Source organism: Rhodococcus sp. WAY2 (genome assembly GCF_009859915.1).
GTDB classification, from domain to species: Bacteria; Actinomycetota; Actinomycetes; order Mycobacteriales; family Mycobacteriaceae; genus Rhodococcus_F; species Rhodococcus_F oxybenzonivorans.
The window spans coordinates 330,365-355,371 of record NZ_CP046573.1 but is presented as its reverse complement, the minus strand read 5'-3'; the positions used below and the strand labels follow the sequence as shown (position 1 = coordinate 355,371).

Genomic DNA, 25,007 nt, shown 5'->3' with positions numbered 1-25,007 from the left:
GCGGGCTGCTGATCAGCACCTGTTGATACAGAGTTCGTTCAAGACGGTCCGGCCGCGCCGGATGGGAATGGGTTGATCCGGCGGGGCCCGCGGAGTGCGCGGCGCCGACAGCACCACCAGCACCACCGCCAGGGCCATCGCGACGACCGCGGCGACGGTCAGCGGGCGGAGCGGGTTGTCGGATCGGGGCATGGCGACGACGGTGTGCGCCTCGTGCGCCGCGTGGGTCGATCCGTCGTCGATGTGCGCGTGCCCGGGAGTGAGCTCCTCGGCAGGCAGGGCGGACGAGGAAGAGACGTGGACGTCCTCGCCCTGGTGACCGTGCGCGAGGAAGATGCCGCACTGGGCGATCGTGTGCGCGAGCAGATACAGGACAGCGGCGACCGCGACTACCGTCCGCATACGCGGGGGGCGTATCGCAAGTGCCGTCACAATTTCTCGACTGTAGCAGCCGTGACCTGGGCATTGGTCCAGACAGTCGGGCGATGGGCGCGGTCGCGGGTTCGATTCCCGCTGGTCACCAGGCCGTCGGCAGGCACCACATGGTTCCGGTCACCTCGAGTACGGTCAGGGCGATCGGGGCGGCGGTCAGCGCGGCGGCCACGGCCGCCGACATCACCCGTACCCGGATCTTCGCCGACCGTGACGGTGGGGATGCCAGTCGTCCGGCCCGCTCCAGGAGGGCGATGTTGCCGGCACCGAGGGCCCCATCGGGGACCTGCGCCGGGGCGCACAACGCGATCAGCCCGGTGAGCAGGGGCCGCGGCCCGTGCACCCGGGCGGCGCAGTCGTCGGCACACATTTCCAGCAGGCGAGCGACCTCCAGCGCGGCGGCGGTGAACACCGTGATACCGGGCAGGGCGGCGGTCAGCACCCGCAGGACGGCGAGTATCTGCGCGTGGTGCCCGGCCAGATGGGCGCGCTCGTGCGCGAGGACGGCCTGGACCTGCCGGTCATCGAGGGCCTCGAGTGCGGCGGTGGTGATCACCACGGCGTGCGGGCGACCTGCGGCGCAGTAGGCGACGCGCTCGGTGTTGTCGATGACCACCGCATCGACGCCGGACACCCGGCGGCCGATCAGGCGGGCGCGGCGGGCGTGGCCGTGCGTTTGCCTCCGCAGGCGCACCAGGCCCACCGCGAGTCGGCAACCGATCCACGCGGTGGCCGAGACCACCGTCGCGGCCACGGCGACTCCCACCATCTCGACTGCGGTGTCGGCGCCGCCGACCGTCTCCCGCAGGTGGGCCAGGCACGCGCCGATCATCGACCCGCCGGGCAGAGTCCGGTACCGGAGTAGGTCGAGCACAACCAGCAGTGCAGCCATCGCCCACGAGAGCACCACGCTCGCGATCGCCGCCGCCCAGGCGAGCACGCCGAGCCGCGGGGCGAGGCCACCATGGGTCAGGCGGCGCAGCACCGGCGGGCCGAGAACGGCAACGAGCCCACTGAACAGCAGGAAACACGCCGCCGCGCCCATCATCGGCCGGCGTCCTCGTCGGTGGCCATTCGCTGCAGGGCCACCCGAAGACCGGCGGCCTCGTCCTCGCTCATCTGCTCGAAGAAGTGGGTCAAGACCACATCGGACCTGCCGCCGGAGTGGAAGGCCTCCCGCATCAACCGGGCGCTGTGCTCCTCCCGGGTCAGGGTGGGCCAGTAGCGGAACGCCTTACCGCTGCGTTCACGCTCGAGCCACCCCTTGCGATGCAGGTTGTCCATCGTCGACATCACCGTGGTGTACGCAATCTCCCGGCCCCGGGCCATGTCGTCGAACACCGCACGGACCGTGGTCGGCCCGTCCCGGTCCCACAGCCGCTCCATCACTACCGCTTCGAGTTCGCCGAAGCCGCGCACCCGCATGTGGCCTCCCACCAAGTTCGTCGCCCCAGCCTACGACGCCCCGGACGGTGTTCACCGCCTCGGTCCTCGCGCCCACCAGTGCGGACGCCGCAAAGGACCACCGTATCTACTATCTACGTACGTAGTACGTATATTGGGTGCGGGATATCCCGTCCGAATCGAGGAATGGAGCCGATGATGCTGGATATGGTGAGCAACCTGCAGGCCTGGTGGGACTGCCAGATGATGATGCTCAACGGCACGATGTGCCAGATGTGCGACATGTGCTCGATGATGATGCCCTCGTAACCGGCCCGGAGACCGCAGGATCCGAAGAACCACGACATGAGTCAACCCATGCCGGCCGGAATTCGTTGGCTCGTGCCGATTCTGGCAGTGATCGTCGTGCTGATCATCGCTCTCTGGCCACGCAACACCGGGAACGATCCCTCCACCGGAGCGGGCACCGCCTCGGCACTGGGCCGAGGAAGCGACCAGGGCGACTCGAACCGGCTCGCCGCCGGAGCGCTGCAGCCGTGCCCGGCGGCAGAATCGGCGACCACCGGGGCCGGAGCGTTGAGCGGCATCACCGCCCGCTGCCTCGGCTCGGCCACCGAGGTCGATCTCGGTGCCGCCCTGAACGGGGAGTCGACCCTGATCAACCTGTGGGCCTCCTGGTGTGGACCGTGCCGGGAGGAGATCCCCGTCCTCGAGGCCTACACCCACACCCCGGATGCGATCCGCATCGTCGGCATCGATGTCGACGACAGCTCCACCGCCGCACTGGCGCTGCTCACCGAACTGGGGGCGCTCTATCCGTCCTTCGGTGACACCGACGCCGACGCGCTGCGCGCCGCGCTCGCCGCACCGCCAGTACTGCCCCTGAGTTTCCTGCTGCGCCCGGACGGCTCGATCCACCGCATCACCACGCCCGCCACCTTCGGCGATCCCACCCAAATCCACCGAGCCGTTCGCGAGTTGTCATGACCACGCCGAGGCCGAGGCGGAGGCGAGCCGCCCTCGCGGCCGTCTGCGCGGCACTGCTCACGGCAACGGCATGCGCCACCGGCGCGGACGCCGTCGCCCAGGGCGGCACCTTCGACTTCGTGGCCCCCGGCGGGCAGACGGACATCTTTTACGACCCACCGGACGTCCGTGGATCCATCGGACCACTGTCCGGGGCCGAGCTGATGACGGACGAACCCGTCTCCCTCGCCGACTACGCCGGGCAGGTCGTGGTGATCAACCTGTGGGGGCAATGGTGCGCCCCCTGCCGCAGCGAGGCCGACGACCTCGAGCGCGCGTTCACCGCGACCCGGGACCTCGGTGTGCAATTCCTCGGCATCAACGTCCGCGACCCGCACCGCGACAAGGCGCAGGACTTCGTCACCGACAACGCCGTCACCTACCCCTCCATCTACGACCCACCCATGCGCACCCTGCTCGCCCTCGGCGGCGGCTATCCGACCAGCGTCATCCCCTCCACCCTGATCCTCGACCGCGATCACAAGGTCGCCGCCGTCTACCTGCGGGCACTGCTTACCGAGGATCTGCAACCGGTGATCGAACGAATAGCGGCCGAATCATGAACCTGCTCGCCCAGGAACTGGGCACCAGCTTCCAGACCGCCGCCGCCACCGGACCCCTGCTCCTGGCGCTCGGGGCCGCCGCCCTGGCCGGGCTGGTCTCCTTCGCCTCGCCGTGCTGCATTCCCCTCGTTCCGGGATACCTGTCCTACCTGGCCGGAATCGCCGGAGCCGAAACCACCACCGACCCGGCCGGTGACCTCCGGGTGAAGACCGCGGCCAAGATCCGGGTCACCGGTGCCGCCATCTTGTTCGTCGCCGGCTTCACCCTCGTCTTCGTTCTCGCCACCGCCTCGGTCTTCGGGTTGATCAGCGTCCTGCACCTGAACCGAGAACTGCTCCAACGCTTCGGCGGCGGCGTCACCATCGTCATGGGGTTGGCCTTCCTCGGACTGATTCCGGCACTGCAGAAGGACACCCGGCCCCGTCCTCGACGGATCGGGCACCTCGCCGGCGCTCCGCTGCTCGGTGCGGTCTTCGCCTTGGGTTGGACGCCGTGCCTCGGGCCCACTCTCGCCGGCGTCCTGTCGGTCACGGCCGGAACCGAAGGCGCCACGGCCGCCAGAGGTGTGGTGTTGATCATCGCCTACTGCGCCGGACTGGGATTGCCGTTCATCCTGCTCGCGTTCGGGTCGACGAGGGCGATGGCCGGGGCGGGCTGGTTGCGCCGGCATTCGCGGACCATCCAAATCGTCGGTGGGATCGCCCTCATCGTGGTCGGGCTCGCTCTGCTGACCGGGGCGTGGGATCTGTTCATTGCCTGGCTTCGGGACGAGTTCGTCAGCAACGTCGTGCTACCGATCTGACTGATGTTTCTGAATGTCACCTCTGAGGAAGAAGGGCATTAGCGGCACTGAAGGGAAGGAAATGCACTAACGTTACGGCGTGTCGTCTTGACTTACTCGCGCCGCATCGTTCGTCCGGTTGGCCGTTCATTCGTGCAGAGCGTGAATTTCAGAAGGGACTGCGATGCGAGGCACGACAGGCGCTTTCGCCGCACGTAAGAGACTGACCGCGCTGGTCGTCGGCGGATCGACCGCCACCGCCGCGCTCTTCCTTGCCGGTGCGCCGACCGCATCCGCCACCCATGTGTCCGCGCCGACGTCGTTCGCGGCCGCGGTCGCCAATGCGCTGACCATGACCGCGGATACCGCCGACCCGGACGTGGTCATCGTCGACCCCAGCCTCTGGCAGAAGGTGGCGAACATAGCCTCCACCAGCCTGCAGAACGCGCAGGCCAACGGATCCCTCGAGGACGCCCTGGCCACCCAGCAGATGCTCACGAGTTGCCTGGGAGCGTGGTCGGCACACGGCGAACCCGGCATCGGTGGTGCCCTGAGCGCCTGCACGAATGAACTCGACAGCATCGACGCGAGCATCGGCCCGAGATTGCTCGCTGCCCTCGAATACGACCCTGCCGCTGGTGTGTCGCCACCGATCTCGGCGCCGCCGGACCTCTCCGGAACCTCCACCGAACCGCCGGGTGCGACCACCGCCCCGGTCGACGAATCCACGGTTGCGGAGGGTTCCGCTGTGCCCAGCGAACCTCCCGCGGCAACCGATTCCACCGCACCGCAGTACGAGACCTCCCCGGAAGGGCCCAGCACACCGGCCGGCGCGACCGTTGCACCACAAAGCACCACGGCCGAGCCGGTGACGCCGTCGCCGGAGGCACCGGCCTCGGGCGCCGCGGAACTGTCCCCCGAGGCCGGGGCGGGCAGCGGGACCGAGACCGAGGTCCACGACGAGACCGAAGCCCACGACGAGACCGAGGTCCATGAGGGCACCGAAACTCCGGACGGCACCGAAACGCACGAGGACACCGACACCGCTGACGGCACCGACACCGCTGACGGCACCGAAACCCTGGACGAGACACACACCACTGACGGGACCGAACCGCACGACGAGACCGAGCCACACGACGAGGAAGCTGGGGCGGCGCAGGAAGACCCGGTGCCGGCACCACAACCGAAGACCTGGAATCGGCCCGGGAGCCGCGCGTTCGTGGCACCGTCGTCCGGCACGATCACCTCACCCTTCGGGGACGGGCGCGATCACGGGGGTATCGATATCGCCAACACGTTGGGCGCGCCGATCGTCGCGGTCGCCGACGGGGAGGTCATCAACGCCGGACCCGCCCAGGGATACGGGCTGTGGGTGCGGATTCGGCACGACGACGGCACCATCACCACCTACGGTCACAACAACGACAACCTCGTCGAGGTTGGCCAGCGGGTGAAAGCCGGCCAGAAGATCGCCACCATCGGGAACCGGGGCAATTCGACCGGGCCGCACCTGCACTTCGAAGTCGAAACACCCGACGGGGACAAGACCGACCCCCTCAAGTGGCTCACCAAACGAGGGGCATCGATCATCGGCCTGGACTGACGACTTCAGCCCTGGAATGTAGTTCTGAGCTACTCGGCGGCGGCAGCCGCACGTCGGCTCCGATACCCGTACGGGGTGACTCCCCGCGGCTTGTACACCGCGAGCACGGTCGCGGCGAGCAACACCAGGACCGCGCCACTGGCGTGGACCACATGGGTCGGATTCCTCAGCACGAGTACATCGGCATCGGTCAGGGTCGTCTTCGTGGCGATGGCGGCGGAGTAATCGATGGACTGCGTGTACAGCCACAACACCGCCGAGGCGCCGACATTGAGCACCAGCTTGAACAGCACCCAATAGTGCCGGAGCAGGCCCCACGAGGTGCCCAGCGACGAGATGAGCCCGGTGACCAGCGATGCCAGACTCAGCGGGAGGATCACCGCCCAGACGAGAAGCTCCATCGCGGGATGCAGGGCCCGCCCGGTCGACGCCGCGGGGCTCGTCAGCGCGGCGATGGCCAACGCCAGATACGTGAGTACCGCACCGAGCCAGCCGACCGAGGCGCTGATGTGCACGGTCCGCGCGAGCTTACGCAGGCCCGGCGACATGCTCACGCAGCGACCGTCCGCACTCCGAGACGATCACCGACAGAACCGCCACCGGCTTGCATGACGTCGACGTCCCCGCTGATCGCGGCGGCAGAGCCGAGGGTGGTCCCGGCGGACAGGTGGCGGCCGGGGCCATGGTTGCCGCCGCCGAACACCATCATCAGGATCACCAGCACGAGCAAGATTCCGACGACGATGCCGACCACTTTTACCCAGCGCGGCGTGGGTTCACGCCGAGGAGGAGAACCACGGTCCTCGTCGGGTCGGGGGGAACCGGCGTCAGGGGTGGGGTCAGTCATCGTGGGGGTCCTCCCATCCGAGCAGCAGAATGCCGCAGCAGTACCGGACTTTTACGATACACAACGTCACTCCTGAATCACACTGTGTTGAGTACGTCGGTGCGTACACTTGCGGGGTGCCGAAGCTGTGGAACGAGACGATCGAGGAGCATCGCAAAGCCGTCCGCGAGGCGGTCATGGACGCCACCGCGGCGCTCGTCGCCCACCATGGGCTCGCGGCGGTGACGATGTCGCGGATCGCCGAGGACACCGGTATCGGCCGGGCGACGCTGTACAAGTACTTCCCCGACGTGCAGGCGATCGTCCTGGCCTGGCACGAACGTCAGATCCTCCGTCACCTCGAGCAGCTCGCCGAGGTGCGGGACCGCACCGTCGGCGGTGCCGCCGACCGGCTGGGGGCAGTGCTCGCGGCCTACGCCCTGATCCTCCACGACCATGAGCCCACCGTGGACACCGCCGCGTTGCATCGCGGTGAGCACGTCGGCCGGGCGCAGCACCAGCTCACCGGGTTCGTCACGGACCTGATCGCCGAGGGCGCCGGCCGCGGCGAGCTCAGAGACGACATCGCCGCCGACGAACTGGCGAGGTATTGCCTGCACGCCCTGACCGCGGCCACCGGTCTGCCCACCCGGGACGGGGTACAGCGGCTCGTGCAGGTCACCGTGGATGGGTTGCGGAGGAGGTAGGTGAGGCAGTCGCCGCGCCGCCCCACCCATTCCGGTGCGGACCGGCCGCTGACGAGGGGGTTGGTCGCGATGGTGTCGGGGTCGGCGGTGTGGGCGTTGCCGTGAGCATCGGAGCTTGTGCCTTCGGTTAGGGTAGGGCAACTTTCAGGCCGCCGATCTTTGAGGGAGAGTGCATGACCGTCCCTGCCAGTCTCGGCCGCGTGCCGTTGCGGAGCGGACAGCTCGCTGCCGGCATGGTGGTGCTGGCAGGCGCGCTGGTGCTGGTCGCGGTGACCGGGCTGGCGGTGGGAACGCGTGCGCTGCCGGTGGCTGAGGTGCTGGCGGTACTCGGCGGTGCGCGAGAAGGCGACGCCGCGATCATCATCCTGGAGCAACGGTTACCGCGCACGGTCCTCGGGCTCGCAGTGGGTGCGGCGCTGGGGGTCGCGGGCGTCGCGGCGCAGGGGCTGACCCGCAATCCACTGGCGGATCCGGCTCTGCTCGGCGTCTCGGCCGGCGCCGCACTGTCGGTGGTGCTGGGAATTTCCTTCTTCGGGACCGGCGCGCTGCCCGCACACATCGGATTCGCGATCGTCGGTGCAGCACTGGCCGGAGCCGCCGTGCTGCTGCTGGCCGGCCGGTCAGGCGTGCGGACGAATTCCACCGAACTGGCTCTCGCCGGAGTCGCGGTCTCCGCGTTGCTGGCCGCCGCGACGACCACACTGGTCCTGATCGACGCCGACACCCTCGAGGAGTACCGGTTCTGGGCCGTGGGCGCACTCTCCGGACGGGGCAACAGCACCGCCGCCCTGGTGGTTCCGGTACTCGGCGTCGCCGTCCTGCTGGGCTGGGCCTGCGCCCGCTGGCTCGACGCCCTGGCGCTCGGCGACGAGGCGGCGCGCGCACTGGGCTTGCGGTTGGGACGGATCCGGCTCACCATCGGGGCCACCGTGGTCCTGCTCACCGGAGTCGCGGTCGCGGCGACCGGCCCGATCGGGTTCATCGGCCTTGCGGTGCCGCACGCCGCCCGCGCCCTCACCGGTGCCCGGCACGGCTGGCTGGTGCCCTACGCGGCGCTGCTCGGCGGCACACTGCTCGTGCTCGCCGACGTGCTCGGACGAATCGTGGTGCGCCCCGGCGAGTTGCAGGTCGGCATCGTCACCGCGGTGGTCGGAGCCCCGGTCGTGCTGGTGGTGCTGCGCCGGATCCGGACAGCTGCCCGGTGACCGCTCCCGCATTGAGCGCCGCCCGGGCCGGTAACGGGGCCGTGGTGGTGCAGGCGGGGCCGGTGTCGGCGCTGCTGCGTCCCCGCGCGCTGCTCGTCGGTGTGGGTGCCACAGCCGGGGCGGTGGGCCTGTTTCTGGCCGCGCTCGCGGTCGGCTCGACGGACCTGTCGCCGGGCGAGGTGGTCGGCGGGCTGCTCGGGCAGGGGAAGTCGTCCGTGGTCTTCACCGTTCAGCGGCTGCGGCTGCCGCGCGCCCTGGTCGGTTTGCTCGTCGGGTTGGCGCTCGGCGCCGCCGGTGCCCTCACCCAGGGGCTGGCCCGCAACCCGCTGGCCTCCCCGGACGTTCTCGGCGTGACCGCCGGTGCCAGTGCCGGGGCGGTCCTGGTGCTCTTGGCGCAGGGTTCGACGACGGCCGCCGCCGGCGGTGCGTCGGCCGGGCTGGCCCAGGTCGGCCTGCCGCTCGGGGCGGTCGTGGGCGCCGCCCTGGCCGCAGTTCTGGTGCTCGCGCTGACCGGTCGCCGCCGGGTGGACGGCGCCGGGCTGGACCCGCACCGTCTGGTCCTGGTCGGGGTGGTGCTCGCCGCGGCGTTCACCGGGCTGGTCGAGTACACCCTCGTTCGCGGGGACGTCGACCAGGCGACGAAGGCGACGGTGTGGCTCACCGGTTCTCTGCACGGGCGCGGGTGGGAGCACGTCTGGGGTGTGGCGACGGCGTTGCTGATCCTGCTGCCGTTCGCGGCCGTGCTGGTCCGCCGCCTCGACGTCCTGCTGCTCGGTGACTCCACCGCCACCGCACTCGGCATCCGGGTGGGCCGGAGCCGGTTGTGGATCGTGGTTGCCGCAGTCGCCCTGGCCGGCACCGCAACCGCGGCGGCGGGCCCGGTCGCGTTCGTGGCGTTGGTCGCCCCCAACCTCGCGCGGCGGGTGGTGCGCGGCCCGGGTGTGCCGCTGGTGACCTCGGCGCTGCTCGGTGCGGTGGTGGTGCTGGCGGCCGACCTGGTGGCACGCGGGGTGATCCCCGGCTTCGAGTTACCCGCGGGCGCGGTGTGTGCGCTCGTCGGCGCCCCGTACCTGCTCTATCTCATCCTGCGCACATCCAAGGAACGTTGACATGGCCGACCTGGCACCCAGTCCCACCGTCGACCCGGCCACGGTGATCCGGCCCGCGCCGTCGCTGGCGGCCCGTCAGCTGCGTGTCGGGTACGGGCCCGGCCGTACCGTGATCCCGGATCTGGATCTGGAGGTGGCCTCGGGTCAGGTGACGGCGATCGTCGGGGCGAACGGCTCGGGGAAATCCACGCTGCTGCGGGCCCTGGCCCGACTGCACCGTCTCGAGGCGGGAACCGTGCTGCTCGCCGGCCGGGACATCGCCGGCCTCCCGACCGGGGTGGTCGCCCGCGAGCTGGGCCTGCTGCCGCAGTCGCCGATCACCCCGGACTCGATCACCGTGCGCGATCTCGTCGCCCCGGGGCCGGACCCCGCACACCAGCATGTGGCGTCAGTGGTCCCCGGCCGACGAGGCGGCCGTGGTCGACGCGCTGACCGCGACCGGGTTGGTCGAGCTCGCCGACCGGCCCGTCGACGCCCTCTCGGGTGGTCAGCGTCAGCGGGTGTGGATCGCGATGGTCGTCGCCCAGGGCACACCGCTGTTGCTGCTCGACGAACCCACCACCTTCCTCGACCTGGCCCACCAACTCGACGTGCTCGAGTTGGTGCAGCGCCTGAACCGGGAGCAGGGTCGGACCGTCGTCATGGTGTTGCACGACCTCGCGCAGGCCTGCCGCTTCGCCGACCACCTCGTCGCCCTGCGCGACGGCGTGATCGTCGCCTCCGGTGCACCGTCTCGGGTCGTGGACCGTCAGATGGTGCGGGAGGTGTTCGGTGTGGAGTGCCATATCCTCAGCGACCCGGCCAGCGGCGGCCCGGTGGTCGTGCCCTACGCACGGATCTGACCGGCGGCCCCCGCCGGTACCGTGCGGCGGCGCCCGCCCCGCCGGGTAGGCAGGACGGGCGCCGATGCATCCGCGAGTGCGAAATCAGGGTTTCATCGGATCCACCCCGAAGATTTCGGCCATGTCGTCCATCATCAGGTCCGCACCCTGCAGACTGACCGAGGTCATCCAGATGGCGTCCTCGACCTGGTGCACGTTGTTCGCCTGCACGCCTTTCAGTCCGCCCCACAGCGGATTGCGGCGGAAACTCTCGGCGGTCGCCTCGGCGCCGGAGAACACGGTGACGAAGATGTGATCGGCGTCGGCCTTGCGGATTTCCTCCTCACCGATCTCCACGCTGAAGGCATCTACGGCCTGGTCCGCCGGCCGGGCAAGGCCCATGTCCTTGAAGACGATTCCGCTGAACGATTTGTTCGCGTACAGGCGGGTCGGGCCGTCGACGAACCGGACCATCGACACCGTCGGGTTGCCGGCCTTGTCGTTGATCGCCTTGCCGAGTTTGGCTGCGCGGGTCTCGTACGCGGTGAGCACCTCCGCGGCCTTGTCCTCCTCACCCAGGGCGGTACCGAGGTCGCGAATGTTCTGCTTCCAGATCGGGCCGGTGGTCTCGACGAACACCGTCGGGGCGATCGCGGACAGCTCGTCGTAGAGTGCCTCGTGACGCACGCTCGCCGACACGATCAGGTCCGGCTGCAGGGCCGCGATCGCCTCCAGGTCCGGCGTCGCCAACGGGCCGACGTCCTTGGTGTCCTTGACGGCGTCACCGAGGTACTCGGGGAATCCCGACTGGTCACGGTAGGAGCCGATGCCGCCGACCAGCGGGGCGTCGAGTGCGACCACCGCTTCGACCAAACTGTTGTCCAAGGCCACCACCCGTTCGGGTTTGGCCTCGATCACCGTCTCACCCTGATGGTGCTGCACGGTGCGCGGGAACACCGCCTCCGAGCCGCCGGCCGCAGACGTGCCCGACCCCGAGTCGGCGTCGCCGCCCCCGGGTGAGCCGCACGCAGCCAGCGTCGCCGCCAGCACCACGGCGGCGGCCACCGCCGCCGGGCGTCGCGTCAGGACGCGCGAGAAAAAAGACATGAAACCTCCACGGAGAGAAGATAATTAGGGTAGGGTTACCTTAACAGGAGGGGGTGTGGCCGGCTCGCCAGGGCCGGACCCGGTGACGACATCGCGGTGCCGGCGCAGGGCCTGCGCGGCGAGGTCGCGTTCCTCGCCGAGAACGAACGCGGTCACCCCTTCCGATCGCCACCTGGCGTGGTTCTCCGGGGTGCGGGCCATCGCCGCAAAAGGCACCCCGTGTTCGAGACAGGACCGGTGAATGCGTTCGATAGCTGCCGTGACCAACGGGTGCCGGGTTTGCCAGGGCACGCCGTAGGACTGGGACAGATCACCGGGGCCGGGCAGCACCAGGTCGACACCACCGCCGGCGAGGATCTCGTCGATCGCCTCCACCCCGTCGGCGTCCTCGATCAGGGCGATGACCATGATCTCGGCGTTCGCGAGCCGGATGTACTCGGCTGAGTCGATACGGCCGAAACCGGTCATGCGACCGCCGCCGAGCGAACGCATGCCCTCCGGGTGGTACCGGGCCGCCCGAATCGCCTCGTCCACACCGTGCCGATTCCGCACGTGGGGCACCACGATTCCCATCGCCCCTGCATCGAGCGCCCGCAGCACCGCGCCGGGATCGGCCTCCGGCACCCGCACGAACGGGGTCAGATCGACGGCCTCGGCAGCGCGGATCAGCGACTCGAGCTGCTGAGGGTCGACCAGGGTGTGCTCGGTGTCGAGGATGACGAAGTCGTAACCGGTGCAGCCGATCATCTCCACCGGTACCGGGTCGGGGGTCGAGCAGTACAGCCCGTACACCTCCCGGTTTGCCGCGAGCGCGTGCTTGACCGCATTGGGGCGCAGCATGTGTCGTCCTCCTTTAGGGGCGTGAGCCGGGTTGGTGGGGATCGCGGCGGCGCGGAAGGTGCACGACCGTGGGGGCGGGGTGCATGAGGAAGTCGTGGTGGCTGATGTTGTGCGCGTACGCCCCGGCCATCGCGAAGACCACCAGATCACCCACCGCCAGCGTGGGCACGGGTACCTGCCGGGCGAGTACGTCCTTGGGGGTGCACAGCTGGCCGACGAAGGTGATCGCCTCGTCGGAGACCGACGGTCGGGCCCAGGGGTGGTCCCAGGTGCGCACCGGCAGCACGGCCAGCGGTTGGTCGTGTCCCTTGGCCGCCGGGGTGCGCAGGTGGTGGGTGCCTCCGGCGCAGACGGCGAACCAGTCACCTTGGCTGCGTTTGAGGTCGAGGATCCGGGTGGCGTACCACCCGCAGTAGGCGCTCACCGCGCGTCCGGGTTCGATGCGAACGGTGAGGGGTCGGCCGGTATCGGGAGCGGAGGCGGCCACGATCCGGGAGAGTCGCCGAGCATAGTCCGCCCAGTCGAAGAGCCGGTCGGGCCGGTTATAGTCCACCGCCATACCGCCGCCGACGTTGACCTGATGAAGCGCCAGGCCGTGCCGGTGGGCGAAGTGCCCGGCCCAGGCCAATACCGTCTCGGCGAGGCCGGCGCACCCGGTGGCGTCGTGCCCGCTGGCCAGGTGGGCGTGAATCCCGATCACCTCGATCCCGGGCAGCTGTCCACGTTCGGTGGCGACCGCATCGGCTTCGGCGGGATCCATTCCGAACGGACTGGGCACCCCGCCCATGGTCAGGGCGGCATCACCACCGGCCGGAGAGTGTGAGGGCAGGTTGACTCGCAGCAGCACCCGGGCGGTTCGGCCGGCTGCCCGGGCGGCGGCGTCCAGCCGGCGCGCCTCGTGCAGACTCTCGACGTGATAGCAGTCCACGTCGGCGGCCAGCGCGGCCGACAGTTCGGCGTCCGTCTTGCCGGGGCCGCCGAAAGCCAATGGTGTGGAGGGCAGGTGCCGGCGCACGTGGGCCAATTCGCCGCCGCTGGCGACTTCCAAGCCGTGCACGTGCCGGGCGATGACCGTCAACAGCTCCGGATCCGGGTTGGCCTTGACCGCATGTAGGAGTTCGATCCGGGTATCGGTGGCGTCGAAGGCGGCGCGGACCGCCGAGACGTGCGCGTCGAGAGCCGTCAGGTCGTAGAGATAGGCGGGCAGTGCGCCCTCGGTGCCCAGGGTCCGGGCGGCCGCCGCAACAGCGGCGGTGACCGGGGTTCCGGCGGGGACCACGTACGGTTCGGCGGCGACGGCCGGGGGATACGGGGCGGTGCGCGTCATCGATTGCCTCCGAAAGGGTTGGGGTCGGTCGGATCGGTCCCGAAGGGGTTGGCGAACGGCACATACCCGGCACGGCGGTCGGCGTCGCGGGCCCACCGCACCAGCAGGTTGGCCTTGGCCGGCAGCGGCACTCCCGCCAGGAGCGCCCGCAGCCGCGGCGGGTGACCGAGCTCGACGCTGGCGTGGGCGACCGCCTCCCCCAGCGTGTCCCAGAGCTCGTCCTCGAACCGGCACATGTGCGGTGCGGACCCGTGGGCGAGGTCGGCCAGGGCGCCGGCCATCTCGGTGAGGTGGTTGACGAACAGGCAGTAGGCGATCCGGTTCCAGCCGCGTTCCTCGTCGTAGGCCACGGCGTGGGCCAGATCGGACGGCAATCCCGCCAAGGTGGTGGTGTGCCGGTCGGCGAGCAGCTTGGTTCCCTCGAGATCGCGGGCCAGCACCCGGGTCGGCATTCCGTCGGCGGCGACCACCACCAGCACATTCTGTGGGTGAGGTTCGAGCACGATGCCGTACTCGGCCCACAGGCGAAGTACCGGTGGCACCAGCAGCGCCAGATAGCGTTGCCACCACTGGCGGGCCCAGTGCACCGGGTCGGCGGTGCCGCCGGCCTCGGCGAGATCGGCCAGTCGGGTTCGGGTGCCCACGCAGTCGGGTTGTCCGGCGGCCAGGGTCGCGGCCAGGTGCGCCCGTTCTCCCGGGCTGAGGTGGCCGGATATCCCCGCGCGGACAATCACCCCCAACCCCTCCAACAGCTCGTGCCGCGCCTGCGCCGACCCGTACCGGTCCGGCAGATCCACACTGCGCGCGGCCGGTTCGGGGAGAAACCCGAACCCGGGGTGTGCGCGCGCGACCTCGGCGAACGGCTCGGTCAGGAGGCGGGTCAGCTCGACGGCGCCGGCGAGTTCGTAGGAGGCGTTCTTGCGTAGACAGTTGGTGATCCGCACATGCAGGCTCGTCTTGAGGAAGACATCGGCCTCGGGTTGGTACAGGGTCCGCACGCTGGCAGTCGGATGCAGCGGGGCACCGCACTGGCCGAGGTCGTGTACCGCGCCGTCGGCGAGCGCGGCACCCAGCACCGGTCCGAGCCGGGGATCGGTGGATAACAACCGAAATTGCCACGGGTGCACCGGAAGTGGGCGGCAGCCGGCCGGCACCCGTTCGCGTTCGGGGCCGAGAAGCGTCGCGGTCTCGGCGTGCCGGTCGAAGTCGCCGCCCGCGGCGTGTTCGTGGACGAGTTCCTCGGGAACAGCGAGCCAGTGCATCGGGAAACAGGTCCGCGTCTCCGGGGAGTGACGCCGCCACTGCCCCGGATCACCCGAGCGCCACTTCGGGGCGGGATGACGGGCATGGCCGGCGATCAGTCCCTGTTCCGAATCGAGGTAGTCGGCGGCGGGCTGGGTGGTCGGTCGCTGCGGGTGGGCCGGACGGGAGGTGAGGATGTCGTCCAGCGCATCGCGGCTCGCGCGGACCTGTCCGGTGAATTCGTCGTTACCGTAGCCGGTGCGGGCGGTCAGTTCGGCGGCGATCAACGCCGCCAGCGTGTCGAGTTCGACCGCAATCCAACCGGCCTCCTCGTCGTGCTGCTCGACCGGACCGTCGAACCGATGCGCGCCCACGGTGGAAATCCGGTGCAGCCGCGCCCGGAGCAGCTCGCCGGTGTGCGGCAGCCGGATCAGCAGATGGTCGGAATCGATCGCGGTCTGGCCGTCCGGCCCGGTGACCTCACGCACGAGGCAGCCGAGGAGGGTATGTGCCGAAATCAAGCCGGCGGGGGTGTGCGAGGCGGCCGGCACCGTGAGATACGGGGCGGGAGCAAGGGGGTGGGTCACAGCGAACTCCGTTCGGAATCGTCGTGCGGGAGAGGGGATCGGGATGCGGTGAAGCGGGTGACGCCGGCCGCGAGTGCGATTCCGGCGGCGACGGACACGACCAGTGGGGCGCCCGCGCCGACCGCGGCCAGCGCGGAGGCACTGACTCCGGCCACCACGGCGCCGCCCTTGGAACAGGCCTCGACCGTGCCGAACAGTCGGCCGGGTCGGCGCGAGGCCACCGCTTCGGCGGCGAGCAGGGACAGCGACGTCAGCCCGAAGGTGAGGGCCGCACCGAGTAGCACTCGGCCGAGTAGTACGAACACCAGACCGGGCGCCGACGGGAGGAGCACGGGCACCAGATGGGTCACCGCGGAGGCGGCGGCGAGACCGTAACCGGCGATCAAGCCCGTCCTCGCGCGGTCCCGGAGCCAACGCAGTGCCGGTGTGGAGGCGACGATGTAGCACACGTGCGGGGCGGCGAACAACAGTCCTCCGGCCACCGGTGGGAGGCCCGGCGCGACCTGAGCGAGGAGTGGGAGGAAGTACGGGTAGGTCACGACGGTGACCAACACGAACCCGGCCTCGGCCAGGCCGAGGCCGGCGACGGTGATGCGTCGGTCCTTCTCGCCGGGCGGCGGCGACTCCGCGGCCCGGTCATCGGCCTTGCCGCCGTCGGTCGGTTCCGGAAGCAGCATGACCGCGACCGCGGCCACTGCCGGCAACAACGCAGCCAGCCCGTACATCTGCTGGATATCGAGGGTGGTGGACAGCACTCCGACCACGACCGGGGCAGCCGCCAACGAGGTGCGGGCCGAGATCTGCATCATCGCCAGCCCCCGGGCCAGGGCATGACCGCGCAGTCCCGCGGCCAGGTAACCGGTACTGGCGGAATAGGTTCCACCGAGCAGGCCCTGCGCGGCAAGCGCGATGGCCAACGTGGTGATGCTCTCGGCCAGCGCCGCCATCCCGAACGCCAGCATCAGTCCCAGCTGGGCGCGCACCAGCAGCCGCTTGCGCCCGTACCGGTCCGCCAGCCGACCCCAGACGGGTGCGGACAGGGCGGTGCAGAGGGTGGGAAGGACGTAGAGCAGCCCCGCCCACCGCGCGTGCGGGTCACCGAGTTCGGGTAACAACTGCGACAGGTAGGGCGGCAGGCCCAGCGCGGCGAAGGAGGTGGCGCAATGCGACACCGCGATGGCGCCGACGTGTCCGCGGCGCAGCCCGGTGGTCGGCGTGGGCCGGTCGACCGCCTCGAGCGGTGGTGGGCCGGGCGGTGTCACGGCTGCCCCGCCCTGAGGTAGTTCGGCCCGCACCGCAGGTAGTACTTGTTGACATCGGAACAGTCGAGTCGGTGCTTGGGCAGCAGCGTTCCGGCGGTGACCATCGCCTTGATCGGCAGCCGATCGGCGTCGAGGACCCGCGAGCGCAGCAGTGCGGCGGCGGCATGCGAGCCGCGATCGCCGGGGTCGTGCCAGCGCCCCAGCGCCTCCTCGAGTCGGGTGCGAGCGAGGTCGAACAGCTCGACCCGGCGCCGGCGGTCGCCGCCGGACTCCTCGACGATCAGCGCGGCCACACACAGATGCAGGGTGATTGTGGTGAACATGTCGGCCAGTTCGGACGGCTCGGTGATCGCCAGGCGGGGATCGGTGAAGTCCTGCGGCCGCACGGTCTGACCGAGGGCGGCGGACAGCCGCACGCAATCGATCCGGCCGCTGTCGTTGTCCTTGTAGATCAGCCGCAGCGCGCCACCAGGTGCCTGCGCCACCGTGATGTTCTGCTGGTGCGCCTCGAGTGCGATTCCGTAACGCAGCCACAACGCCACGTGCCAGTCGAACAGTGCGGTCAGGTACGCATCGAACCAGGCAAGGACGTCTCCTCCGGGGGTCTGCTCGGCCAGCCGATCGATCATCCGGTGGCCGGGCCGGACCGGATCGGCAGCGAGGAGCCCCGCGACCGGCACCAGCGTGTGATCGGCGACCTCGGGTGGGTAGAGGCGGATCAGGAACGCGAGCAGTTCGTCGTCGCTGTCCGCCCAACAGGACTCGTCGGCCAGCAACACCCGAGCGCGCAGGGTGGTTTCGCGCTCGAGCACCGCCCCTAGCAGCCGGTGCACGGTGTCCCCGTTCGCCAGAGTTCCGGGTTTGATGGTGCGCCGATTACGCTGACCCAGCGTCGAGGTCGGCAACGGCAGCTTCAGGTGCACCCGAGGGTCACCGGCCAACGCCACCGTGCGGGTAGAGAGTGTGGGCAGCACGTCCGGGCCGGACACGGCGACCACGACCAGGCCCTCGCGTTCGACGGTGAGGGGATGAACCGGCACGGGAAGGTGATCGGCGGGCAGGCCCAGCGCCTGCGCGGTAGGCCACCACTCGGGCAGCCCGGCCGTCAGCGCGGCGGACAGTCGCATCCGCTCACGGGGAACCGCGGTCCAGCGCAGCGCGAAGGTCGGCAGGTATTCGGGGGCATAGTTGCGCACCTCGGCGGCGGTCATGCCCCAGCGGCATCGGCCGGTCGGGTGCACGGGATGATCGCGCAGCGCGGCCAGTGCCTCGTGCCGCAGCAGCCCACCGAACCCGTCGCCGTCGGCGGTGGCCACCCGGGCGTGCAAGGCGGGTTCGGCCGTGACATGCAACCGCACCACCTCGGCGGTCTGCCGGCATTCCTCGGTGAACGCCGCCCACCCGGCCTCCGCCTCGGCGTCGTCCCGGGGAGCCAGTGCGGCCAGTACGCCGGTCAGGCTCGACTCCTCGTGGGCGCTGCCGGCGGTGTCGGTGACCACGATTGTGGCGGCGGCCAATGCGTGGTCGGCGAGGAAACCGTCCGGACGCACCGGCAGGTGGACCATCCGCCCACCCGGCAACGGTGCCCGCCACCAGAGGGAATGCCCGAACCGGTCGCCGGGAGCGCCGGTCAGTTCCCCGGCGGTATGGATGCCGAGGTGATCCTCCCGGAACAGGGTGTCGAGCACGCGGAGCAGCAGTGCGGCTTCCGGCGTCGCATCGGTGTCGGGGACGACGAGTTCGAGTGTGCTCACGCGGTCACCGTCCAGGTGTGGCTGGCCAGGTAGTCCTCGACCGCGGTGTCCACCGGGCCAGGGGCGGGTCCGATGGCGTGTACCACCGAGAGGTAGTCGCGGTTGGTGCCGTGCAGGGGGGCGCTCACCCCGATCTCGCGGAGTTGCCGATGTCCCAGGCTGATTCCGCCCGGCAGTGCGGTGCGCAGGGTCGGCGGTGCCTCGGTGAGTGTGCCGGCCCGGTCCGCGGTGACATAGTCGATCCGCGCATGCCGCCCCAGCCTGACTGGGTCAGGCAGGTCGCCGGGCAGTGGCCGTCCGAGGTGAAGCTGGATCAGCTCGGCGAACAGGTCGATGCCGAGCAGTTCGGCGCAGATCAGGTCCATGGTGTCGCCGATCAGCCGGTAATTGACCTCGATGATCCGCGCGCGGTCGCCGTCGATGACGAATTCGGTGTGGCAGGCCCCGAAACCCACACCGAGGGCGGCCAGTTGCGCCCGCAGGTGGGTTTCGACGGCCGCGGGCAGACGGGGATGCCACTCCCGCCGGTGCTCGGCGAAGAACGGTGGCGCGCCGAGGGTGGTTCGCCAGGATCCGAAATGGTGCAGCTGTTTACCGTCGCCGAGGGTGTCGTAGGTGTAGAGCTCCCCCGGTAGATATTCCTCGGCGACCAGGGCGACCGCGCCGCGCCGCGCCCGCACGCGCGCCACCTCGGCCTCGAGCCCTTCCAGGTCGTCGACGAGCAGGACGTCCTCACTCGCCACGCCCTCCCGCGGCTTGATCACCGCGGGGAACGGCAGCTCGGCCGCAGTGGTGCGCACGTCGTCCGCCGGGCCGATCTCCACGCTGGCCACGGTGTCCAGGGCGGACTCGGTCAACGCGCGTCGAGTGAGGGATTTGTTCTTGCAGCGCAGCGCTGCCCGCCAGTCCTTGCCGGGCAGACCGAGGAGTTCGGCCGCCTGCGCGGTCGCGGCTTGCAGATGGTCGCTGTTGCTCAGCACCGCTGTCGCAGGCCCGTACCGCTCCGTCAGCGCGAAGACCCGTGCCGCCACCGATCCCGCTTCGCGTACGTCCGCCAATTCCACGGCCGCCGGGGGGTGCGGGTGGTCGGCGTAACGGGTACGGTGCGCGTCCGGGTCATCGGTGAGCACCACGGTTCGCAAGCCCAGCCGGGCGGCGGCGGGCAGAACACCCTGCGTGACAGCGTCGGTCGGGTTCAGTGCGGTGAGATAGAGGGTCAAACGGGGCTCCGTACCTCGAGATGAACTGGACAACCGAACAATTCGGCTAGGCTAACCAAACTTCGGTGTGGCAGTCCTACCTAACTTTTCCGACCGGTGCCCCGTCAAATCTTTCGAGAGTGGGATAGATCACTGGTGAGCCGCCCCGGCTCACCGGCCGAAGATGGTAAGACCTGGACGCGAAAGCCGGACGCGGACTGAGAAACCCACGTGATACCTCACAGGGGTCACCAGCGGCCGGTGATGGTGCTCGCCTGCTCCGGACCGATCCGCACGGCACCGAATGTGCTCCGGCCATCTCCGGCAACGGCCCGGCTATCACCCCTCGCGGATCCCCGCCCGCACGGCGACCCACCTCGGGGTTGGGCGGCCAGGGGATCCGAGCGAGCGTGGCTGCCCGTCGCAGCGCCGTTCATCCCGCCGCTGATGTCGTGCGGGGCCGATGCGTTCGCAGTGGTGATGACACCGCGCGAAAGGAGGCCCACGTCGGTCTCGACCGAAACCGTGAAAATGCTGCGTCGCCGACGGATGGGACTGGTGCACTCCCTTTTTCGGGAGGGTCGGGGGCCGCTTGAGTCTGCGCGATCGGAGGGGTCACCGCCCGCGTCGGCGCTTCTGCCCCGGAGAACGTAGGAAGAGGCGGGTCGGGGTGCTCGCCCCGGTTCAGTGTCGGGCGAGCCGGGCCGGGTCGAGGTCGATCCGGCGCAGCAGCTGCGCGTTGAGCGCGACGACGATGGTGGAGACCGACATCAGCACTGCCGCCACGGCGGGGGAGATGGCGACCCCGGCGAAGGCCAGCACACCGGCCGCGAGGGGGACGGCGATGATGTTGTATCCGGTGGCCCACACCAGGTTCTGCCACATCTTGCGGTAGCTGGCCCGAGAGAGGTCGATGATGGAGAGCACCGCGCGGGGGTCGTCGGCGGCCAGCACCACCCCGGCCGATTCGATCGCTACGTCGGTGCCCGCGCCGATCGCGACGCCGACCTCGGCTCGGGCCAAGGCGGGGGCGTCGTTGACGCCGTCGCCGACCATCGCCACTTTGTGCCCGCGGGCCTGCAATTCGGCGACCTTCGCGTCCTTGTTCTCCGGGAGCACGTCCGCGAACACCTCGTCGATACCTAGATCGGCGGCGACGGCGTCGGCGACCTGCCGGGCGTCACCGGTGATCATGGCGACCTTGATGCCCCGCTGGTGCAGGGCGTCGATGGCCTGGCGGGACTCTTCCCGCACCGTGTCCTCGAGTGCGAGGGCGCCGACCACGCCGCCGTCGCGTACCACGTGCAGCACCGACGCGCCGCGGCCTACCCACGGCTGGGTTGCCGCGGCGACCTCGGGCGGCGCGGTGATACCGAGGTCGGCGAGCATTGCCGGTCCACCGACCGACACGTCGGCGCCGTCGATGGTGGCGCTCACCCCGCGGCCCGGCAGGGACCGGAAATCGGTGGCAGAGCTACCCGCTCCGGCGGGAACCGTGGCCGCGGCGACGATGGCCCTGGCCACGGGGTGTTCGCTGTCGGCTTCGACCGCGGCGGCGAGCGTGAGGAGATCCTCCTCGGTGATGGCCGCACTCGCCGCGACTCCGGTGACGGCATGCTTGCCCTGGGTGAGGGTGCCGGTCTTGTCGAACAGGACCACATCGACGGTCCGCATCCGTTCCAGGGAGAGCCGGTCCTTGACCAGAACCCCCGCCCTGGCGGCGCGTTCGGTGGAAATGGCGATCACCAACGGGATGGCCAGGCCGAGGGCGTGGGGGCAGGCGATGACCAGGACCGTGACGGTGCGGACCACCGCCTCGTCGAGGTTGCCGATCAGCGTCCAGACCGCGAACGTGATGATGCCGGCGACGGTGGCGAAGTAGAACAGGAAGGCGGCGGCCCGATCGGCCAGAGCCTGGGCGCGGGAGGAAGATTCCTGCGCGTCGGCCACCATCCGCTGGATCCCGGCCAGCGCGGTGTCCTCGCCGACGGCGGACACCTGCACACGCAGGGCACTGTCGGTGGCCACCGTGCCGGCGACCACGGTGTCGCCCACCGCCCGGGGGACGGGCTTGGATTCGCCGGTGATCATCGATTCGTCGACCTCGGCGACGCCGTCGGTGACGGTGCCGTCCGCCGGAACCCGGGCCCCGGCCCGCACCAGAACCAGATCACCGGTGGTCAGCTCGGAGATCGGGACCTCGATGACGCCGTCGTCGGTGATCTTGTCGGCGGTGTCCGGCAGCAGCGCGGCGAGGGCCTCGAGCGCCCCGGACGCGGAGCCGAGGGCGCGCATCTCGAGCCAGTGCCCGAGCAGCATGATCACGATGAGAAGGGCCAGCTCCCACCAGAAGTCGAGATTGAACCCGCCGAGCTCGAGGGTGGTGATCCAGGAGGCGATGAAGGCCACCGAGATGGCCATGCCGATCAGCAGCATCATTCCGGGCTGGCGGGCTTGCAGCTCGCTCCAGGCGCCGGTGAGGAAGGGCATACCGCCGTAGAAGAAGATCACCGTGCCCAGGACGGGGGCGATCCACATCACGCCGGGAAATTCGGGCATGGAGTAGCCGAGGAGGTCGGCGACCATGTGGCTGAAGATCACCACCGGGATCGACAAGGCCAGGCTCACCCAGAACTTGCGGCGGAACACCTCCCCGTGGGCGCCGTGGCCTTTGTGTTTGTCCCGGCCACCGCCGTGATCGTGTCCGCCGTGCTCGTGCCCGGCACCGTGGTGTTCGGCCGCCTGCTCCGCGTGGTGGCGGTGATCACCGGCGTGGACGCCGGTCTCGGAATGCCCGCTCGGATGCGCCATCGTCAATCCTTCATCGTGTGGGTCAGCTTGCCGTGGTGGCGAGGTGGTAACCGGCTTCCTCGACGGCGCCGCGGATCTGATCGAGCGGCAGCGGCGTGTCGGCGGTGACGGCGACGCGGGAGCTGCCGCCGACCGTGAGGTCGATGTCGACGGCGCTCACCCCGTCGACTTGTTCGATTTCCTCACGCACGGCTTTGACGCAGTGCTCGCAGGTCATCCCGGTGACCGCATAGGTGTTGGTAATGCTCACGACAAGTCCTTCCCGCCCCACGACCGCGGGACGGAAGGGTCGTGGGGCAGCCGCATATCGGTCTAGAGGGTCGACAGGATCTGTTCCATGGTGGTGATTTCCTGCTGCTGGGTGGTGATGATGTTCTGCGCCATCGCTTTCGCCTGAGCGTTCTGGCCGTCCTCCACCTCGGCCTCGGCCATGGTGATGGCACCCTTGTGGTGCTCGATCATCTGGGTGAGAAAGAGTCTGGCGGCATCGACGCCCTGGGCGTCGCGCAGGGCAGCCATGTCTTCGGCCGACATCATCCCCTCCATCTCGTCGCCGCTCTCCATCCCGGGCATGTCCATCCCCGTAGTGCCCGCCGGCGGTACCACACCCGGTGCCTCGGGCATCTGCATCCCGGTGCCCATGGGCATGGACTCGGTCATGTTCATGCCGGTCGTGGTGGTCGCCGCGGTGCCTTCGCCCCACGCGGTCAGCCAGGCGTTGAGTTGCTCGATTTCCGGGCCTTGCGCGGCCTTGATCTGCTGCGCGAGGTCGACCACCCGCGGGTCGATCCCCTGCTTGGCGAGCAGCAGGTCACTCATCTCGATCGCCTGGCTGTGGTGGGGAACCATCCCCTGCGCGAAGGCGATATCGGCGTCGTTGTGCTCGGCGGCACCGTTTTCGGCACTTACCGAGGTGGTGGCGGCCGAGTTGGTGGTCGCGGCGCTCTCCTCGGTGCCGGAGTCACCGCACGCGGTCAGGGCGAGCAGCAGCGCCGCCGATGCGGCGCCGAGGGCGAGGGACTTGTTCATCGACAACTACCTTCTCTCTTTCTTTCGGCGGATGCGGTGACACAGACGGGGTCAGTCGAGTGCGGTAAACAGCTCGCGGCAGGCGCTCTCACACCGCCGGCACGCATCGGCGCAGACCGAGCAGTGCTCGTGCATCGAGGCGTGCTCAGCACACCGATCTGCGCACGACCTACAGGCCGTGACACACGTTTCGAGGACCGCGGCCGTGAGATCGGGGTCGAAACCGGTGTGGCGGGAGAGCACTCGCCCGGTGGTCTCGCAGATGTCGGCGCAGTCCAGGTTGGTGCGAATGCACGCGGTCAGGTCGGCCACCGACGGCTCACTCAGACACGCATCGGCGCAGGCCGTGCAGGTCTGCGCGCACTCCACACACGCCTCGATGCAGGCCAGAACTTTCGCCTTGTCGATGTGCCCCAGATTCTTCGGATAGCTGTCGAGCATTCTCTCGGCTGTGCTCACAATGACTCCCTTTCCTGAAGGGGGCATGTCGGCGGCGGAAGCCGCTGAAACAACGTCGGCCCCGCCACCATATACCCGTAAACCCGTACGGGTAAACAGTCGGTCGGGCCGCGGGGCGGGTGTGTCGTGAGTCAGAATGGGTGCATGAGTCACGCGTCCATCACCGAGGGGCACCCGGTGGATCCGGAGCGGGTGACGCATGCCCGGGAGCGGTTGCTCAGCCGCGACGACGCCGCCCGGTTGAGCAGCATTCTGAGCCTGCTCGCCGACCCCACCCGGACCCGGGTGATCTACGCGCTCGACCTGGCCGAAGAACTGTGTGTGGGCGATATCGCCCTGACCCTCGACCTCGGCGAGGACGCCGTGGGGTACGCCCTGCGGATCCTGCGCACCGCCGGAATGGTCACCCGCCGCAAGGCGGGCCGCACCGTCTATTACCGTCTCGCGGACGGGTTTCCGGAACCGCTGCGCGCGCATTGCCTGCGCCGTCTGATCGAGATTTCCGACGGCACCGACGCCGCGGACGATGACGATTGACACCGGGCATACCGGTATCGGAGCTCAGGAACGGACGAGCCGGGCGATCGCGTCGGTGGCCTCTTTGATCTTCGCGTCGGCTTCGGGACCGCCGGCAACGGCGGCGTCGACGACGCAGTGACTGATGTGGTCTTCGAGCAGTCCCATGGCGACGGCCTGCAAGGCTTTGGTCATCGCGGAGACCTGGGTGAGGATGTCGATGCAGTACTTGTCTTCCTCGACCATCCGCTGCAGTCCGCGGGCCTGGCCTTCGATGCGCTTGAGGCGCTTGAGGTAGGCGTCTTTTTCGGTGATGTACCCGTGGCCGCTGTGGTCGTGGCCATCGGTCTCGGCAGGTGCGTGGGTGGCCGCGGGAGTGGGAGTCGTGGCCAT

The 25,007-nt window shown here is 69.7% G+C and carries 24 protein-coding genes and 2 pseudogenes; 9 read left to right on the top strand and 17 right to left on the bottom strand.

Features of this window, described 5'->3' with window-relative positions; translation table 11 throughout:
* Nucleotides 1–12 precede the first annotated feature (12 nt).
* From GFS60_RS31680 to GFS60_RS31670, 3 genes are all read right to left on the bottom strand, one after another.
* Nucleotides 13–402: a hypothetical protein gene (locus GFS60_RS31680; RefSeq protein WP_159928148.1), complete on the bottom strand. Its 390-nt coding sequence runs from the start codon at nt 400–402 to the stop codon at nt 13–15.
* A 115-nt stretch (nt 403–517) separates the two neighbouring features.
* A complete protein-coding gene (locus tag GFS60_RS31675; protein ID WP_236603590.1) occupies nt 518–1,480 on the bottom strand; it encodes a M56 family metallopeptidase in 963 nt (320 codons plus the stop codon).
* Complete coding sequence (locus tag GFS60_RS31670; RefSeq protein ID WP_159928146.1) at nt 1,477–1,857, bottom strand: BlaI/MecI/CopY family transcriptional regulator; 381 nt, start codon at nt 1,855–1,857, stop codon at nt 1,477–1,479. Before GFS60_RS31670 ends, GFS60_RS31675 begins: the two co-directional genes overlap by 4 nt.
* Nucleotides 1,858–2,181: 324 nt before the next feature.
* Here GFS60_RS31670 and GFS60_RS31665 point away from each other — a divergent pair, with 324 nt between their 5' ends.
* The 4 genes and pseudogenes from GFS60_RS31665 to GFS60_RS39440 form a co-directional block, all read left to right on the top strand.
* Nucleotides 2,182–2,823 (top strand): TlpA family protein disulfide reductase, encoded by a 642-nt coding sequence (locus tag GFS60_RS31665; RefSeq protein WP_442972210.1) that lies wholly within the window; start codon nt 2,182–2,184, stop codon nt 2,821–2,823.
* Complete coding sequence (locus tag GFS60_RS31660; protein ID WP_159928144.1) at nt 2,820–3,425, top strand: TlpA disulfide reductase family protein; 606 nt, start codon at nt 2,820–2,822, stop codon at nt 3,423–3,425. Before GFS60_RS31665 ends, GFS60_RS31660 begins: the two co-directional genes overlap by 4 nt.
* The gene (locus GFS60_RS31655; RefSeq protein WP_159928142.1) at nt 3,422–4,228 is read left to right on the top strand and encodes a cytochrome c biogenesis CcdA family protein; all 807 of its coding nucleotides are present in this window, start codon (nt 3,422–3,424) and stop codon (nt 4,226–4,228) included. Before GFS60_RS31660 ends, GFS60_RS31655 begins: the two co-directional genes overlap by 4 nt.
* Before the next feature lie 1,093 nt (nt 4,229–5,321).
* Nucleotides 5,322–5,813 (top strand): annotated as a pseudogene (locus GFS60_RS39440) (M23 family metallopeptidase); the annotation flags it as partial.
* Nucleotides 5,814–5,842: 29 nt separating this feature from the next.
* On the opposite strand, the gene GFS60_RS31645 reads toward GFS60_RS39440, so the two are convergent.
* A complete protein-coding gene (locus GFS60_RS31645; protein ID WP_159929080.1) occupies nt 5,843–6,361 on the bottom strand; it encodes a DUF2269 domain-containing protein in 519 nt (172 codons plus the stop codon).
* A 2-nt stretch (nt 6,362–6,363) separates the two neighbouring features.
* Nucleotides 6,364–6,660, bottom strand: a complete 297-nt coding sequence (locus GFS60_RS31640; protein WP_159928138.1) for a hypothetical protein — start codon at nt 6,658–6,660, stop codon at nt 6,364–6,366.
* A gap of 116 nt (nt 6,661–6,776) precedes the next feature.
* On the opposite strand from GFS60_RS31640, the gene GFS60_RS31635 reads away from it, so the two are divergent.
* From GFS60_RS31635 to GFS60_RS31620, 4 genes and pseudogenes are all read left to right on the top strand, one after another.
* Nucleotides 6,777–7,346 carry a TetR/AcrR family transcriptional regulator gene (locus GFS60_RS31635; RefSeq protein WP_159928136.1) on the top strand — a complete coding sequence of 190 codons (570 nt, stop codon included), beginning with the start codon at nt 6,777–6,779 and terminating at the stop codon, nt 7,344–7,346.
* 173 nt (nt 7,347–7,519) lie between these two features.
* Entirely contained in the window at nt 7,520–8,551 is a 1,032-nt protein-coding gene (locus tag GFS60_RS31630; RefSeq protein WP_236603589.1) for a FecCD family ABC transporter permease, read from the top strand.
* Nucleotides 8,548–9,660, top strand: coding sequence for a FecCD family ABC transporter permease (locus GFS60_RS31625; protein WP_159928134.1), 1,113 nt, complete (start codon nt 8,548–8,550; stop codon nt 9,658–9,660). The genes GFS60_RS31630 and GFS60_RS31625 overlap by 4 nt, the downstream gene beginning before the upstream one ends.
* A 1-nt stretch (nt 9,661) precedes the next feature.
* Nucleotides 9,662–10,502 (top strand): annotated as a pseudogene (locus GFS60_RS31620) (ABC transporter ATP-binding protein).
* Between the two features lie 84 nt (nt 10,503–10,586).
* Here GFS60_RS31620 and GFS60_RS31615 read toward each other — a convergent pair.
* From GFS60_RS31615 to GFS60_RS31565, 11 genes are all read right to left on the bottom strand, one after another.
* The gene (locus GFS60_RS31615; RefSeq protein WP_159928132.1) at nt 10,587–11,588 is read right to left on the bottom strand and encodes an ABC transporter substrate-binding protein; all 1,002 of its coding nucleotides are present in this window, start codon (nt 11,586–11,588) and stop codon (nt 10,587–10,589) included.
* A 24-nt stretch (nt 11,589–11,612) separates the two neighbouring features.
* Nucleotides 11,613–12,428 carry an HpcH/HpaI aldolase family protein gene (locus GFS60_RS31610; protein ID WP_159928130.1) on the bottom strand — a complete coding sequence of 272 codons (816 nt, stop codon included), beginning with the start codon at nt 12,426–12,428 and terminating at the stop codon, nt 11,613–11,615.
* 13 nt (nt 12,429–12,441) lie between these two features.
* On the bottom strand, nt 12,442–13,755 hold the full coding sequence (locus GFS60_RS31605; protein ID WP_159928128.1) for a type III PLP-dependent enzyme: 1,314 nt from the start codon (nt 13,753–13,755) through the stop codon (nt 12,442–12,444).
* On the bottom strand, nt 13,752–15,584 hold the full coding sequence (locus tag GFS60_RS31600) for an IucA/IucC family protein (protein ID WP_236603588.1): 1,833 nt from the start codon (nt 15,582–15,584) through the stop codon (nt 13,752–13,754). Before GFS60_RS31600 ends, GFS60_RS31605 begins: the two co-directional genes overlap by 4 nt.
* The gene (locus GFS60_RS31595; RefSeq protein WP_159928126.1) at nt 15,581–16,846 is read right to left on the bottom strand and encodes an MFS transporter; all 1,266 of its coding nucleotides are present in this window, start codon (nt 16,844–16,846) and stop codon (nt 15,581–15,583) included. The genes GFS60_RS31600 and GFS60_RS31595 overlap by 4 nt, the downstream gene beginning before the upstream one ends.
* Complete coding sequence (locus tag GFS60_RS31590; protein WP_236603587.1) at nt 16,843–18,600, bottom strand: IucA/IucC family protein; 1,758 nt, start codon at nt 18,598–18,600, stop codon at nt 16,843–16,845. The genes GFS60_RS31595 and GFS60_RS31590 overlap by 4 nt, the downstream gene beginning before the upstream one ends.
* On the bottom strand, nt 18,597–19,820 hold the full coding sequence (locus tag GFS60_RS31585; RefSeq protein WP_159928124.1) for an ATP-grasp domain-containing protein: 1,224 nt from the start codon (nt 19,818–19,820) through the stop codon (nt 18,597–18,599). Before GFS60_RS31585 ends, GFS60_RS31590 begins: the two co-directional genes overlap by 4 nt.
* Before the next feature lie 663 nt (nt 19,821–20,483).
* Nucleotides 20,484–22,610, bottom strand: coding sequence for a copper-translocating P-type ATPase (locus GFS60_RS31580; RefSeq protein ID WP_159928122.1), 2,127 nt, complete (start codon nt 22,608–22,610; stop codon nt 20,484–20,486).
* A 22-nt stretch (nt 22,611–22,632) separates the two neighbouring features.
* Nucleotides 22,633–22,860, bottom strand: coding sequence for a heavy-metal-associated domain-containing protein (locus tag GFS60_RS31575; RefSeq protein ID WP_159928120.1), 228 nt, complete (start codon nt 22,858–22,860; stop codon nt 22,633–22,635).
* Between the two features lie 62 nt (nt 22,861–22,922).
* On the bottom strand, nt 22,923–23,639 hold the full coding sequence (locus GFS60_RS31570) for a DUF305 domain-containing protein (RefSeq protein WP_159928118.1): 717 nt from the start codon (nt 23,637–23,639) through the stop codon (nt 22,923–22,925).
* Nucleotides 23,640–23,690: 51 nt separating this feature from the next.
* Nucleotides 23,691–24,098 (bottom strand): four-helix bundle copper-binding protein, encoded by a 408-nt coding sequence (locus GFS60_RS31565; protein ID WP_159928116.1) that lies wholly within the window; start codon nt 24,096–24,098, stop codon nt 23,691–23,693.
* A gap of 144 nt (nt 24,099–24,242) precedes the next feature.
* Here GFS60_RS31565 and GFS60_RS31560 point away from each other — a divergent pair, with 144 nt between their 5' ends.
* Entirely contained in the window at nt 24,243–24,635 is a 393-nt protein-coding gene (locus tag GFS60_RS31560) for an ArsR/SmtB family transcription factor (protein WP_159928114.1), read from the top strand.
* A 24-nt stretch (nt 24,636–24,659) separates the two neighbouring features.
* Here the strand turns inward: GFS60_RS31560 and GFS60_RS31555 are convergent, their stop codons facing one another.
* Nucleotides 24,660–25,007, bottom strand: coding sequence for a metal-sensitive transcriptional regulator (locus GFS60_RS31555; protein ID WP_159929076.1), 348 nt, complete (start codon nt 25,005–25,007; stop codon nt 24,660–24,662).